Genomic DNA, 13500 nt, shown 5'->3' on the forward strand with positions numbered 1-13500 from the left:
CTTGTGCGGAGTGCCACGTGGGATGACGAGCGATGTGGATGCTCTGGGCATATCACCGAGCGCGATGGCGAACGCGGCGGGTGCCTGTGGCAGCTCGCCAGGCGCAATCGCGGCGTGCCGGATGCCTGTGGCGGCTCACCAGGCGCGAGCGTGCGTGGTGTTGCGGATGCCTGTGGCGGTTCGCCAGCCGCCGTCACGCCAGGCGCGAGCGTGCGTGGTGTTGCGGATGCCTGTGGCGGTTCGCCAGCCGCCGTCACGCGCTTCTGGAGGCTCCTCGGCGTCTTCGCGCCTGGGCTTCCCCCCAGCGCCTCTTCGGGCTAGCGTCCCGGACGAGCCTGTCCTGCCATGTCCCAGCGCGTCTATGTCGGCCTCGTCGGCTACGGCCTTGCCGGTGCCGTTTTCCACGCCCCGCTGATCCGGTCCGTCTCTCGGCTACGCCTCGCCGCCATTGCGACCCGCCGGGAGGGCCAGGTCATGGCCGACCACTCGGGCGTCGCCGTGCATCCGACGCCCGAGGTGCTGATCGCCGAGCCGGGGATCGACCTCGTGGTCATCGCCTCGCCCAACGAGACCCACTTCCCGCTCGCGCGCGCCGCGCTCGAGGCGGGCAAGCACGTGGTCGTCGACAAGCCGTTCACGATCACGAGCGCCGAGGCCGACGAGCTCATCGCGCTGGCCGCGCGCCGGGGCCGGCTCCTCTCGGTCTTCCAGAACCGCCGCTGGGACGCGGACTTCCGCACCGTGCGCAGCTGCATCGAGCAGGGCCTGCTCGGTGATGTGGCGTCGTACGAGGCGCACTTCGATCGCTTCCGCCCCGCCATCAAGCAGGGTTGGCGAGAGCAGGAGGCGCCGGGATCGGGGATCCTGTACGACCTCGGCGCGCACCTGATCGACCAGGCGCTCGTGCTCTTCGGCCTGCCGCGCGCGGTGACCGCCGACGTCCTCGCGCAGCGATCCGGGGCGCGCACGGTGGACTATTTTCACCTGACGCTCGACTACGGCAAGCGCCGGGTGATCGTGCGCTCCTCGACGCTGGTGCCCGAGCCGGGGCCGCGCTTCGCGGTCCATGGCGACGGCGGGAGCTTCCTCAAGCATGGGATCGACGGCCAGGAGGACGCCCTCAAGGCAGGCACGCGCCCTGGTGTACCGGAGTGGGGGCGGGAGGACCCGCGCTGGTTCGGCACGCTCGTCACGGCGAGCGGCGAGCGCCGCGTCATCGAGAGCCTGCCCGGCGCCTACGAGGTCTATTACGAGGGCATCGCGGCGGCGATCCTCGACGGCGCCCCGCCGCCGGTGCGCGCCGAGGAGGCGCGAGACGTGATCCGCGTCATCGAGGCCGCGATGAAGAGCGCCGCAGAGCGGCGGACGATATCGCTGGGGGCGTGATCGACGCCGCGCAGGAAAACCGCCGCTTGTATTGAGAAGCGGTTGAAGAGCGCATGTTAACGCGATTTCCGGCGTCCTGTAGCGAGGGTGCTTGTCGGGGGGATGAGCCGATACCCGACATGCGTCAATAACGGCAGCGGTAGTCCCGGTGGATGGGCCGCTGTCCGAGGTGGATTAAAAAGGGATAGCGGTAGGCCCGTGGCGAGGGTGCTCGTCGGGCGGGGTGGGGGATGGGCCGATGTCTGAGCCCGAGACATCTCTCCTCCGGCGAAGCTGGAGGAGGGATGTCTCGGGCGAGTTCGGCGGGGCCCCCACCCCGCCCGACGAGCACCCTCGCCACGGGCCGGGCAATCAGATCAGCGCGCCGCCGCCATCGCGGCCTGCATCGCGATGCCCATCTCGGCCGGCGTGGCGGCCACCTTGGCCCCCGCCGCCTCGAGCGCCGCGATCTTCTCGGCCGCCGTGCCCTCGCCGCCCGCGATGATCGCGCCAGCGTGGCCCATGCGCTTGCCCGGAGGCGCCGCGCGGCCGGCGATGAACGCTGCCACCGGCTTCTTCATGTTCTTCTTGATCCACGCCGCCGCGCGCTGCTCGGCCGTCCCACCGATCTCGCCGATCAGCACCACGCCGTGGGTGTCGGGATCCTGGTTGAAGAGCTCGAGCACGTCGATGAAGTCCATGCCGCCGACCGGATCGCCGCCGATGCCCACGCAGCTCGACTGCCCGATGCCGAGGGCGCTCAGCTGGCCGACCGCCTCGTAGGTCAGCGTGCCCGAGCGGGAGAGGACGCCGATGTGGCCCTTCTTGTGGATGTGGCCCGGCATGATCCCGATCTTGCACTCTCCCGGGGTGATCACGCCGGGACAGTTCGGCCCGATGAGCCGCGCCGGCTTCCCCTCGAGGAAGCGACGGACGCGGATCATGTCGAGCACCGGCACGCCGTCGGTGATGCAGATGACGAGCTTGCAGCCCGCATCGATGGCCTCGGTGATCGCGTCCGCCGCGCCGACGGGCGGCACGAAGATGCACGAGACATCGGCGCCCTCGTTGCGCACGGCCTGCTCGACCGTGTCGAAGATCGGCACCTTGTCTTCGAATCGCTGGCCGCCGCGGCCCGGCGTCACGCCGGCGACGACCTTCGTCCCGTACTCGATGCAGGCGCGGGCGTGCTGCGACCCGTAGGCGCCCGTGATGCCCTGGAAGACGACCCGCGTGTCCTTGTTGACGAGGATGCTCATCGCTTGATTACTCTACCTTCAACGTGGACAGGAGCTCGGCCACCGCCGCTGGCTCGCTGCTCAACTGGGTTCGAGGCTCGGTGCACGCGGGCGCCCTAGGCGCCGGCCTTGCCGCCGCGCGTGGCGGCCACGATCTTCTGCGCGCCGTCGGCCATGGAGCTCGCCGACTGGATGGTCAGGCCGCTCTCGTCGAGCAGCTTGCGGCCGGCCTCGACGTTCGTCCCCTCGAGGCGCACCACGAGAGGCACCTTGAGCCCGAGCTCCTTCGCCGCGGCGATGACCCCGGCCGCGACGACGTCGCAGCGCATGATGCCGCCGAAGATGTTCACGAAGATGCCGCGGACCCGCTCGCTCCGGAGAATGATCTGGAACGCGGTCTTCACCTGCTCCTGCGAGGCGCCGCCGCCGACATCCAGGAAGTTCGCCGGCTTTCCGCCGTAATGGAGGATGATATCCATCGTCGCCATCGCGAGCCCGGCGCCGTTCACGAGGCAGCCGATGTCGCCGTCGAGCGACACGTAGGACAGCCCGGCCCGCTTCGCCTGCAGCTCGACCGGATCCTCCTCGTCGACGTCGCGCATCCCGTTCCAGTCGGCGTGCCGGAACTCGGCGTTGTCGTCGAAGCTCACCTTCGCGTCGAGCGCGAAGACGTCGCCGGCGCCTGTCACGACGAGCGGGTTGATCTCGAGCAGCGAGCAGTCCTCCGCGGTGAAGCACGCATAGAGCGAGGCCACGAGCTTCAGGAACTGGCGCTGCGTCTCCTTCGCGGTGAGCCCGAGCGCGATCGCGAGCTGCCGCCCCTGGTACGGGGCGAGGCCGAGCACCGGATCGATGAAGAGCTTGTAGATCTTCTCCGGCGTGCTGTGGGCCACCTCCTCGATGTCCATGCCGCCCTCGGTTGAGGCGATCACCGCGACGCGGCGGCGCTCGCGATCGACGAGCATCGCGAAGTAGAGCTCGCGCGCGATGTCGAGGCCCTGCTCGATGTAGAGCCGCCGGACCTTCTGCCCCTCGGGGCCCGTCTGGTTGGTGACGAGCTGCATGCCGAGGATCTTCTCGGCGAGCGCGTTCGCCTCCGCGCTGCCACCCTTCGCGACCTTGACGCCGCCGCCCTTGCCGCGGCCGCCCGCGTGGATCTGCGCCTTCACGACGACGACCGGGTTGCCTGTCTGGGCGATGAGCCGATCGGCGATCGGCGCCACCTCACTCGCCTGGAAAGCGGGCTCCCCTTTCGGTACCGGCACTCCGTAGCGAGCGAAGAGCTGCTTGCCTTGATACTCGTGGATTTTCATGAGAGGGGCCGCCACCCTATCACAAGGCCGCGCCCGCGCGAGACTCGAAAAACAGGGTCGACGGATGTCAGTGTGCCCGGTGCCTTGCCTGCCTTGTGCCTGGCCTGCCTTGCCTGCCCGCGCGAGTCACGTGTTACGTTTTGTTACGCTCCGGCACGTTACGTTTCGAGTGTTTCGCGCCGGCTCACCCCTCCATGGAAAAGTGCGGCAGCGCGGCGCCGCTTCCGTCGCCTCACTTGGCGGCGTAGGGCGGCGGCTCAGGCCGGCGGAGCGCCACGAGGGCGAACACGCCGGGCAGGATGTCGTCCTCGACCCTGGAGACCTTGCCCTCGAGGCTGAGCTTGAGCTCATCGAACGGCGAGTAGGTGAGCCCGGCGCTCGCGGAGAGGCTCGGCTGAGGCGCGAACAGATAGGCAGAGAGGGCGCCTTCCGATTCGTGGAGAGCCTGGACTCGAAAGACCGGATGGATTGCCACCTTCGGGAGGACATTGGCGATGATCTCGCCTCCCACCCAGGGATTCAGCGCGATCGCTCCCGCCTCGTCCGCCGCGCCGACCAGCCCGACGCTGCCGTCGATCGACACGGACAGCGCCTCGGCCGGGTAGAGCTCCAGGGCGACGACCGCCGAGTAGAAATCGATCGACGGATACAGCGCGACGCCCGACCAGGTCGACCAGAGCGGCTGCATCGTGGTGAGACCGGCGCCGAACGTCGGCGCGTCGACGTCGAGATCGAAGCCGCCGAAGAGGTTGATCTCGTATCCCTCGCCGAGGACGAGCCCGGGCTCCACGCCGAGCATCCGGCCCGGGACGGTGCTGATCATGGTCGAGGTCGTCGGGAAATAGTTGATCCAGCCGTCCCAGTCCTCGATGCCAATCGGGTGCGTGATGATGCCCAGCCGGAGGTGGTGATCCTCGCGGCCAATCTGGAGCATCGCCCACTCGGGCGGGCCGATCTTGATCCCCGGCGTCAGCAAGGACCACGTGGGGTAGACGAACGCCGGCAGCCCGAACGCCGGCAGCCCGAGCGGCGCCGTGGTGGCCTGCACGTCGAGATCGAGCCGGAAGTACAGCGAGCCGCTCGCGAGCCGGAGCCCGACCTCGGCCTGCGCGAGCGCGTCGAAGCGAAGGGCCGCGGGCTGCTCGCGGTGCACGCCCGCGACGACGCTGGTCCCCCCTCCCACCCAGGTGTCGATGTCGGCCGGGAGCGCGGCGAGATGCGATAGCAGCTGGGCCTCCTCTCTCTGGGTCTCTGGACGGCGGCTGTCCTCGATCAGCGAGCGGCGACGAGCGCCGCCGCGGCGATCACCGCCCCGCGCCGGCCGTCGCGGCCCGCAGGCGCTCGACCAGCGGGCGGATGACGTCGCTCCGCAGCTTGTAGGACGCGCGGTTCGCGATGAGCTGGGTGCTCACCTCGGTGACCGTCTCGAGCACCTCGAGGCGGTTCTCGCGCAGCGTCGAGCCCGTCTCGACGATATCGACGATCAGATGGGAGAGCCCGACGAGCGGCGCGAGCTCCACCGAGCCGTGGACGGGGATGATCTCGGCCACCACGCCCTTGCTCGCGAAGTGATCCCCGGCGATCCGCGGGTACTTCGTGGCGACGCGCGGCAGATCGGGCACCGGCGTGTCCTCCGGCCCGGCCACGACGAGGCGACAGCGGCCGATGCCGAGATCGAGCGGCGTGTAGAGATCGTGGCGGCGCTCGAGGAGCGTGTCACGGCCGGAGACCCCGAGATCGGCGGCGCCGTACTCGACGTAGGTCGGGACGTCGTCCGGCTTCAGGAACACGTACCGGAACGCGCCGTCCGCCGTCGGCCGGACCAGGCGGCGATCGTTCTCCTCGAGGGGCGTGCTGTCGAGGCCGGCGCGCCGCACGAGCGGGATGAGGTCCTTCAGGATCCGCCCCTTGGGGACGGCGATGGTGAGGGGCTTCGTCATCCGTCCCGCCCCTCGACGCGCGCCGTGTCGGCGCCGAGCTGCGCGAGCTTGCGCTCCATGAACTCGTAGCCGCGATCCAGGTGGTAGACGCGCAGCACCTCGGTCTCGCCCTCGGTCGCCACGAGCCCGGCGATGACGAGCGACGCGCTCGCGCGCAGATCGGTGGCCATCACGGTCGCGCCCGACAGCGGCGCGCCGCCGTGCACGTGCGCGGTGTGGCCGTCCACGTCGATGTGCGCCCCCATCCGCGCGAGCTCGGGGACGTGCATGAAGCGGTTCTCGAAGATGGTCTCGACGATGCGCGACGTGCCCTGCGCGAGGCACATCAGGACCATGAACTGCGCCTGCATGTCGGTCGGGAAGCCCGGGTGCGGCGCCGTCGTGACGTCGACGGCGCGCAGCGGCCGCCCCTCGCGGCGGACGCGCACGCAGTCGCCCTCGCGGCCCACCTCGACGCCCGCCTGGCGGAGCTTGGCCGCGACCGCCTCGAGGTCCTCGAGCGGCGCGTTCTCGATCAGCACGTCGCCGCCGGCCGCGGCCGCCGCGACCATGTACGTGCCGGCCTCGATCCGATCGGAGATGATCGCGTGGTCGAACGGCTCCAGCTCGTCCGCGCCCTCGATGTGGATGACGTCCGTGCCGGCGCCGCTCACGCGCGCGCCCATCTTGTTGAGCACCCGGCCGAGCTCCTCGACCTCGGGCTCGCGCGCGCAGTTGACCAGCGTGGTCCGCCCCTTCGCGAGCGCCGCGGCCATCATCAGGTTCTCGGTGCCGGTCACGGTCGGCAGATCGAACACGACCTCCGCGCCGCGCAGCCGCTTGCACTCCGCGACGATGTAGCCGCGCGACAGCCGGATCGTCGCGCCGAGCGCCTCGAGGCCCTTGAGGTGCTGATCCACCGGGCGCGTCCCGATCTGGCAGCCGCCGGGGAGCGACACCTTGGCGCGGCCGAAGCGCGCGAGCAGCGGGCCGAGGACCATGACGCTCGCGCGCATCTGCTTGACGAGCTCGTAAGGCGCCTCGGGCCGCACGTTGTCGCCGGCGCCGACCTTCACGAGCGGCGGCGCGGTCTCGACGTTGCGCCCGAGGAACCGGAGCAGCGCCGAGGTCGTCTCGATGTCGCGCAGCGCGGGCACGTTGCGGAGCAGGCTCTCCCCGTCGGAGAGCAGCGTCGCGCAGAGGATCGGCAGCGCGGCGTTCTTGGCGCCGCTGATGCGGATCTTGCCGGAGAGCGGCTTCCCGCCCCGGATCCGGATGGAGTCCATGCCCCCGCTATCGCACAACCCGCGGCGGAACGCGATGTTTCGGGGGCCGGCCGCGCGCCGCGCGCCGCGCGCCGTGGTTCGCCCCGCGCTCGGCGCCGGCCGTCGCGCTCGCGGCCGGCGCGCCGCGCGCGGCGCGCCGGCCGCGAGCGCGACGGGGCCCACTTTCCCGTGCGCTTCCCGTGCGCTGGTCTAGTCTCCACCGGCCATGCGACCGAGCGCCATCGCCCTGTCCTCGCTGCTCGCCGCGTCTGTGGCCCCGCTCGCGGCCGCGCAGCCGTCGGCCGATCTCCGCGGGTTCCGCGCCTCGATCGACCCAGGGGCCGGCGTCTACCTCGAGCCCGCCGCGACCCCGGACACGGGCGAGTGGAGCGCGAGCCTCTGGGCCTCGTACGCCTACCGCCCCATCGTGCTCCGCGATCCCGCCTCGGGCGAGATCCGCTTCGACGTCATCCGCCACCAGGTCAGCGCGGATTTCGCGGCCGGCGTGGGCATCGCGCGGCGCTTGCTCGTGGGGCTCACGCTGCCCGTGGTCCTCCACCAGACCGGCGACGCGCCCATGTCCGACGCCACGCGGGTGCTCGGCGACACGTGGCTCCCGGCGCAGGCGCTCGGCGATCTCGGCCTCGTCGGCAAGCTCACGCTCGTGCAGCCCACCGGCGGCGATCTCGGCGGGCTCGCGCTCGCGCTGCACGAGCGCTTCACGCTGCCCACGGGGGACGAGGCGTCGTTCGTGGGCGAGGGGGGCGTCACGAACGAGCTCAGGCTCCTCGCCGAGTACCGCCTGATCGCGTTCGGCGCGCACCTCGCGGCGGGGGTCAAGCTCCGCGCCGGCGAGGCCCGCTTCGGGTGCCAGGCGACCCCGGTCTCCGCCGCGGGCGACGATCCGTGCCCCACGGTGTTCGGCCACGAGCTCCCCTTCGGCCTCGGCCTCTCGTTCCGGCCGCAGATCCTGGGCATCGACCCGGAAGGGCGCACAACGTTCTTCCTGGAGGCGCACGGGCACCTCCCGCTCTCGCCGATCGCGCCGTTCGCGGGCCAGGAGGCGGCCGCGCTCGAGCTCGGCCTCGCCGCGCGCTACGCGCTGGGCGACGTCTCGTTCCTGGCCGGCGTCGAGACGGCGCTGGCCGGCGGCGTCGGCACCACGCCGCTGCGCGCCGTCCTCTCGGTGGCCTGGACCCCGCGCGTCCACGACGCGGACGAGGACGGCGTTCCGGACGACGTCGATCAGTGCGGCGAGCTCGCGGAGGACCGCGACGGCTTCCAGGACGACGACGGGTGTCCCGAAGGGGACAACGATGAAGACGGCGTCTTCGACGACGAGGACCGCTGCCCCACGCAGAAGGAAGACGAGGACGGCGTCGCGGATGAAGACGGGTGCCCTGACCCGTGACGCCGGGCCGTGGACGATCCATGACGACGTGGACCGCATGAGCGACGACGGCTACACGAAGCACGGCGGCGGCCGCCACGAGGGGCCCTCCCGCACCTCGCCCTATCCCCTGAGCCGGCTCTCCGCGCCGCACGAGCTCGTCGACGTGGCGCGGGAGATCCAGCAGGCGGACGCGCTGCTCGGCGCGGTCACCGGCGGCAAGCTCGCGCAGATCGCGCGGCAGATCCGGTCGCTCCAGGAGGAGGCGCGGCGGGTCCTCGAGGCGGCGCAGCGCGACGGCGAGCTCCACCGGGCGGCGTGCAGCTTCAAGAAGCGGCCCGGCCACGTCTACCACCTGTACCGGCGCGGCGACGGCGTCCCCTACCTCTCGATGCTCTCGCCCGAGGAGTGGGGCGGCTCGCCGCCGCACGCGTTCGAGGGCTCGTACCGCCTCGAGGTCGACATGTCGTGGACGCCGGCTGACGAGGCCGAGGCGCACGACGCGGAGGCCGGCGCGCTCGCGCGGCTCACCGGCCGCGGCAGCTGACCGCGGCGCTCGCTCACCCGCCGAGCTGGAGCAGCACCTTCCCGAACGACGCGTTGCTGGCGACGTAAATATGCGCCGCGGCGGCATCGCCGATCGGGAAGACCCGGTCCACGACCGGCCGCACCGCGCGGCTCGCGAGCCAGGGGGAGATGTTCCGCTCGAGCACCTGCGCCGCCGCGATCTTCTCCTCGAGCGGGCGCGAGCGGAGCACGGTGCCGAAGAGCTCGATGCGCTTCCGCAGGAGCTCGCGCAAATCGAGCTCCGTGGACGCGCCGGCCGTCAGCCCGACGAGCGCGATCCGGGCCTTCAGCGCGCACGCCTTGAGGTCCTCGCCGACGTACGCGCCTCCGACGAGCTCGAGGACCACGTCGACCCCCGCGCCTCCGGTCGCCTTCAGCACCTCGCCCGCGAACGTCGCGCCCGACGTCGCGATCCCGGCGTGCAGCCCGAGCTCGCGGCAGCGATCCAGCTTGTCCTGCGTGCGCGACGTCCCGACGACGAAGCACCCGAGCGCGCGGGCGATCTGGAGGCCGGCCGTGCCCACGCCGCTGCCGACCGCGTGCACGAGCGCGCGCTCGCCGGGCGCGAGCCGGGCGCGCGTCACGAGCGCGTCGTAGGCGGTGACGAACGCCTCGGGGACCGCCGCCGCCTCCTCGTCCGTGAGCCCGTCCGGCACCGGCGCGACCTCGCGCTCGTGCGCGACGACCCGCTCGGCGTAGGCGCCGCCCGGGAGGAGGCCGAAGACGCGATCACCCGGCGCGAAGCGGCGCGCGCCCTTCCCCGTGGCCTCGATCACGCCGGAGTACTCGAGCCCCGGCACGTCCTGCGGCGCGCCGGGCGGCGCCGGGTAAAAGCCCAGCCGCTGGAGCAGATCGGCGCGGTTCACCCCGGCGAAGCGGACGGCGACGCGCACGTGCCCGTCGGGCACCTCGGGCGCATCGACCTCGCGCACCTCGAGGACCTCCGGCCCGCCCGGCTCGCGGATGACGACGGCGCGCATCTTCAATGTGCCGCTCACGCCCCGTTCATTCTTCCATGGGCGGCGGGAGCACGCTCTTCCGGTAGAAGTATTCCACCTTCTCGGAGTCCGGATCGGCCGGCTCCTTCTCCGGATCGGCCGGCGCGTTGCCGCCGATCGCCGCCTCGATCTGCACCTGCTCGAGGGCGTCCATCATCGAGGCCGCGCTCGGGAAGCGCTCCTCGCGGTCGAGCGCGAGCGCGCGCATCGTCGCGACGTCGAGCGAGTGGGGCACCTCGGGCCGCAGCATGCGCGGGCGGATCGGCTTCACGCGCTGGATCTCCGCGAGCAGGGCGGCGGCCGTCGGCGCCTTGAACGGCAGCTGCCCGGTGAGCATCACGTAGAGCAGCATGCCCACCGAGTAGAGGTCCGCGCGCGCGTCGAGATCGCGGACGCCCTGCGCCTGCTCCGGGGCCATGAACGCGGGCGTGCCGGCGATCGCGTGGCTCCCCGCGGCGGCCATCGAGACGAGGATCGACGGCGCCGCCCCCGTGTTGAACGCCTCGGCGACGCCGAAATCGAGCACCTTCACCGTGAGCGGGCCGCGGTCGCCGCCGACGAGACAGATGTTGTCCGGCTTGAGATCGCGGTGGAGGATGCCCTCGGTGTGCGTGACGACGAGCGCGCTGAGCACCTGGACGGCCACGTCCAGCACGACGGGAATGGACATGGGGCGCTCGCGCGCGAGCCGCTCGGTGATGGTCTCGCCCTCGAGGCGCTCCATCACGAGGTAGGGCGTGCCGTCGTCGAGCACGCCAAGATCGTAGACCTCGACGATGTTCGGATGGCCGAAGCGGCCGGCGACGGCGGCCTCGTTGTGGAAGCGCGCGATGGCCGTCTTGCTCTGAGCGTACTGGCCGCGGAGCGTCTTGATCGCGACCCGGCGCCGCAGGCCGATGTGGATCGCGTCGTAGACCATCCCCATCCCGCCCTTGGCGATGACGCCGAGGATGCGGTAGCGGTCGTGCAGCAGGCGGCCGACGAGCGGCGCTTCCTTCGTCGGCCGCGGCTGATCGGGATCGATATCGGGCGGCAGCGGCCCGTCCACCGGCCACCCCGACTCGCCCCTGCTCGTCGGCGGTACCCGCGTCGAGGAGGGCGGGGCGACGCTCGGCGTGAGCGCCGTGCCGTGCACCGGGCACCTCTCGGTGTCCGACGGGTGCGGCAACCCGCACGCCTGGCATCGGATGAAGTGCTGCGGCGGCATCGGGGACCCGGTCAGAGTACGGGTACATCCGCCCATGCAGCAAGCTCGTTCAGGGAGCGAGCGTCCCGGCTGGGGGGGCACGCCCACAGCGTGTGGTTGGGTAGCCAACCCATGTCATCTTCAGCAGCTGGGTTGGATCGGCTCGCGGCTTACGGTAGGCTGAGCTCAAGCGTGCCGCAGCCGGTCCGAAAGCCAACCCGACGAGCGCGAGAGGTGCCGCAGCGAGGCGGGTACCAGAATTTGCATCCGAACGTAAGACGAAACGTGAGACGAAACGTAAGCGGGAACGTGAGGCGGCACGTCGACCTGAACGTTGACCAGCACGTAAGCCAGTACGTAAACCAGTACGTAATTCGAACGTAAGTCGAGCGTTGGGCAGCGCGTGACGGGCTCGGGGTACGCTTTCCCCGACTGCCAGCAGTGGGGGCCAGCGGGATGGGAAGGGGAAAGAGACAGAGGCCATGAGCACGGCGGAGAAGCTTTCGGACGGTGCCTCGGCCAGCGGTGAGTCCGATCCGCTGCTGGGAAAGGTCTTGAATCAAAAGTTCAAGATCCACTCCCTCCTCGCGACGGGCGGCATGGGCGTCATCTATCGCGGCGAGCAGATCGCCCTCGAGCGGCAGGTCGCGATCAAGGTCCTGACGCCCACGAACTCATCGAATCAGATCGACCCCAACTTTCATAAGCGCTTCTTCCTCGAGGCGAGCATCCTCGCCAGGCTCCAGCACCCGAACATCGTCACGGTCTTCGACTACGGCCGAGTCGAGAACATGGAGCCCGAGCGGTACTTCATGGCCATGGAGTTCCTCGAGGGCGAGACGCTCTTCCGGCGGCTGCGCAAGGCCGGCCGCCTCACGGCGCCCGACTCGATGGGCATCGCCCGGCAGATCGCCCGCGGGCTGCGCGAGGCGCACAAGCACGGCGTGGTGCACCGCGATCTGAAGCCGTCGAACGTCATGCTCGTCCCCGGCGAGGACACCGGAGAGCTCGTCAAGATCCTCGATTTCGGCCTCGTGAAGGTGCTCGCGGACGACTCGGAGGAGCTCACGCAGCAGGGCTCGTTCCTCGGCTCCCCGCGCTTCATGTCGCCGGAGCAGATCTCGCACGGCAAGGTCGATCTGCGGACGGACGTGTACTCGCTGGGCGTGATCCTCTATCAGATGCTCTGCGGGAAGGTCCCGTTCGAGGCGCAGAACTCGGTCCAGATCCTGATCGCTCACCTCCAGCAGCCCGTCCCGCGGATGAAGGAGCGCAACCCCGAGGCCGACGTGCCCGAGCCGCTCGAGGCGTTCGTGCTGCGCTGCCTGTCGAAGGATCCGGACGGCCGACCGGCCAACATGGAGGCCCTGATCCGCGGGCTCGGCGAGTGCGCGCAGGCGATGGGCCTGTCCCCGGCGTTCGGCTCGACGGGCCTCGTGACCATGGACTCCACCGGCACCGGCAGGATGCCGACGCCGATGCCGCCCGTGCGCGTGATGACGGCGATCCCCGCCAGCTCGTCGTCGCCCACGTCGACGTCCGGCGCCACGACCTCGCAGGTGGACGACGCCTCGCTCGGCGCCGCCTCGCGCCCCGCCGACGCCGCGCCGCAGGGCCGGAAGGGCATCGTGCTCGTCGCGGTGGGCGTCCTCGCCGTCGCGGGCATCGGGATCGCGATGTCGCAGATGCGCTCCAGCGAGCCGCCGCCGGCGCCGGCCGCCGCGCAACCGGAGAGGCCGCAGGCCGCGCCGCCGCCCGCCGACGTCGGGTCGTTCGTGCTGATGGTCGAGTCCATGCCGTCCGGCGCCGAGGTGCTGGAAGACGGCAAGCCGCTCGGGAACACGCCGCTCCAGCTGTCGCTGTCGAACAGCTCCGTGCGCGCCAACCCGCGCCGGTTGACCGTGCGCCACGAGGGGTACGAGCCGTACTCGATCGTCCAGGGCCCCTCCGATCAGTCCGTGCGCCTGGTCGCCACGCTCACGAAGCAGGCCGCGGCGCCGACGAGCACGCCTGCCGCGCCCACGCCGCCCCCGGCCGCCCCGGCGCCTCGCCCGTACTCCGGCCGGCCGGCCGTCAGGCCCGCGCCCGCCCCCGACGCGCCGCCCCCGCCCCCGCCTCCTTCTCCTCGGCCGCTGGATATCCAGATCGAACGATGACCCTCCAGCGCCCCACACACCACATCGTCGTCTCCCCGTCTGTCTTCACCGCGCGGCCGCTCTGGGCGGATGTCTTCGCCGACGTGGAGGCACCTTGTTCCAG

11 protein-coding genes are annotated in these 13500 nt (G+C 71.3%); 4 read left to right on the top strand and 7 right to left on the bottom strand.

Annotation, left to right across the window (positions count from 1 at the left end; genetic code table 11):
* Positions 1 to 345: 345 nt before the first annotated feature.
* Positions 346 to 1386, top strand: coding sequence for an oxidoreductase (locus WME97_RS48975; RefSeq protein WP_437548120.1), 1041 nt, complete (start codon positions 346 to 348; stop codon positions 1384 to 1386).
* Positions 1387 to 1742: 356 nt separating this feature from the next.
* Here the strand turns inward: WME97_RS48975 and sucD are convergent, their stop codons facing one another.
* The 5 genes from sucD to murA all read right to left on the bottom strand — a co-directional run bounded on the left by sucD (position 1743) and on the right by murA (position 7121).
* Positions 1743 to 2624, bottom strand: a complete 882-nt coding sequence (sucD, locus tag WME97_RS48980) for a succinate--CoA ligase subunit alpha (RefSeq protein ID WP_437548122.1) — start codon at positions 2622 to 2624, stop codon at positions 1743 to 1745.
* A gap of 95 nt (positions 2625 to 2719) precedes the next feature.
* Positions 2720 to 3916: an ADP-forming succinate--CoA ligase subunit beta gene (gene sucC / locus WME97_RS48985; protein WP_437548124.1), complete on the bottom strand. Its 1197-nt coding sequence runs from the start codon at positions 3914 to 3916 to the stop codon at positions 2720 to 2722.
* A 232-nt stretch (positions 3917 to 4148) separates the two neighbouring features.
* Positions 4149 to 5099, bottom strand: a complete 951-nt coding sequence (locus WME97_RS48990) for a hypothetical protein (protein ID WP_437548126.1) — start codon at positions 5097 to 5099, stop codon at positions 4149 to 4151.
* A gap of 121 nt (positions 5100 to 5220) precedes the next feature.
* On the bottom strand, positions 5221 to 5856 hold the full coding sequence (gene hisG / locus WME97_RS48995) for an ATP phosphoribosyltransferase (RefSeq protein ID WP_437548128.1): 636 nt from the start codon (positions 5854 to 5856) through the stop codon (positions 5221 to 5223).
* Complete coding sequence (gene murA / locus WME97_RS49000) at positions 5853 to 7121, bottom strand: UDP-N-acetylglucosamine 1-carboxyvinyltransferase (RefSeq protein WP_012241754.1); 1269 nt, start codon at positions 7119 to 7121, stop codon at positions 5853 to 5855. The genes hisG and murA overlap by 4 nt, the downstream gene beginning before the upstream one ends.
* A 205-nt stretch (positions 7122 to 7326) precedes the next feature.
* Here murA and WME97_RS49005 point away from each other — a divergent pair, with 205 nt between their 5' ends.
* Both WME97_RS49005 and WME97_RS49010 read left to right on the top strand, forming a co-directional pair.
* Positions 7327 to 8511, top strand: a complete 1185-nt coding sequence (locus WME97_RS49005) for a hypothetical protein (protein WP_437548130.1) — start codon at positions 7327 to 7329, stop codon at positions 8509 to 8511.
* Entirely contained in the window at positions 8486 to 9037 is a 552-nt protein-coding gene (locus WME97_RS49010) for a DUF2452 domain-containing protein (RefSeq protein ID WP_437548131.1), read from the top strand. The genes WME97_RS49005 and WME97_RS49010 overlap by 26 nt, the downstream gene beginning before the upstream one ends.
* Positions 9038 to 9050: 13 nt before the next feature.
* On the opposite strand, the gene WME97_RS49015 is transcribed toward WME97_RS49010, so the two are convergent.
* Together WME97_RS49015 and WME97_RS49020 are read right to left on the bottom strand one after the other, a co-directional pair.
* Positions 9051 to 10037 (bottom strand): NAD(P)H-quinone oxidoreductase, encoded by a 987-nt coding sequence (locus tag WME97_RS49015; RefSeq protein WP_437555666.1) that lies wholly within the window; start codon positions 10035 to 10037, stop codon positions 9051 to 9053.
* Positions 10038 to 10062: 25 nt separating this feature from the next.
* On the bottom strand, positions 10063 to 11190 hold the full coding sequence (locus WME97_RS49020) for a serine/threonine-protein kinase (protein ID WP_437548133.1): 1128 nt from the start codon (positions 11188 to 11190) through the stop codon (positions 10063 to 10065).
* Between the two features lie 533 nt (positions 11191 to 11723).
* On the opposite strand from WME97_RS49020, the gene WME97_RS49025 reads away from it, so the two are divergent.
* Positions 11724 to 13397, top strand: coding sequence for a protein kinase domain-containing protein (locus WME97_RS49025; protein ID WP_437548134.1), 1674 nt, complete (start codon positions 11724 to 11726; stop codon positions 13395 to 13397).
* The last annotated feature ends 103 nt before the right edge of the window (positions 13398 to 13500 follow it).

The organism is Sorangium sp. So ce367 (assembly GCF_051520455.1).
GTDB lineage: Bacteria > Myxococcota_A > Polyangia > Polyangiales > Polyangiaceae > Sorangium > Sorangium cellulosum_B.

Coding starts and splice junctions, on each gene's coding strand:
- WME97_RS48975 (WP_437548120.1), top strand. CDS start 346: ATGTCCCAGCGCGTCTATGTCGGCCTCGTCGGCTACGGCCTTGCCGGT.
- sucD (WP_437548122.1), bottom strand. CDS start 2,624: ATGAGCATCCTCGTCAACAAGGACACGCGGGTCGTCTTCCAGGGCATC.
- sucC (WP_437548124.1), bottom strand. CDS start 3,916: ATGAAAATCCACGAGTATCAAGGCAAGCAGCTCTTCGCTCGCTACGGA.
- hisG (WP_437548128.1), bottom strand. CDS start 5,856: ATGACGAAGCCCCTCACCATCGCCGTCCCCAAGGGGCGGATCCTGAAG.
- murA (WP_012241754.1), bottom strand. CDS start 7,121: ATGGACTCCATCCGGATCCGGGGCGGGAAGCCGCTCTCCGGCAAGATC.
- WME97_RS49005 (WP_437548130.1), top strand. CDS start 7,327: ATGCGACCGAGCGCCATCGCCCTGTCCTCGCTGCTCGCCGCGTCTGTG.
- WME97_RS49010 (WP_437548131.1), top strand. CDS start 8,486: ATGAAGACGGGTGCCCTGACCCGTGACGCCGGGCCGTGGACGATCCAT.
- WME97_RS49015 (WP_437555666.1), bottom strand. CDS start 10,037: ATGCGCGCCGTCGTCATCCGCGAGCCGGGCGGGCCGGAGGTCCTCGAG.
- WME97_RS49025 (WP_437548134.1), top strand. CDS start 11,724: ATGAGCACGGCGGAGAAGCTTTCGGACGGTGCCTCGGCCAGCGGTGAG.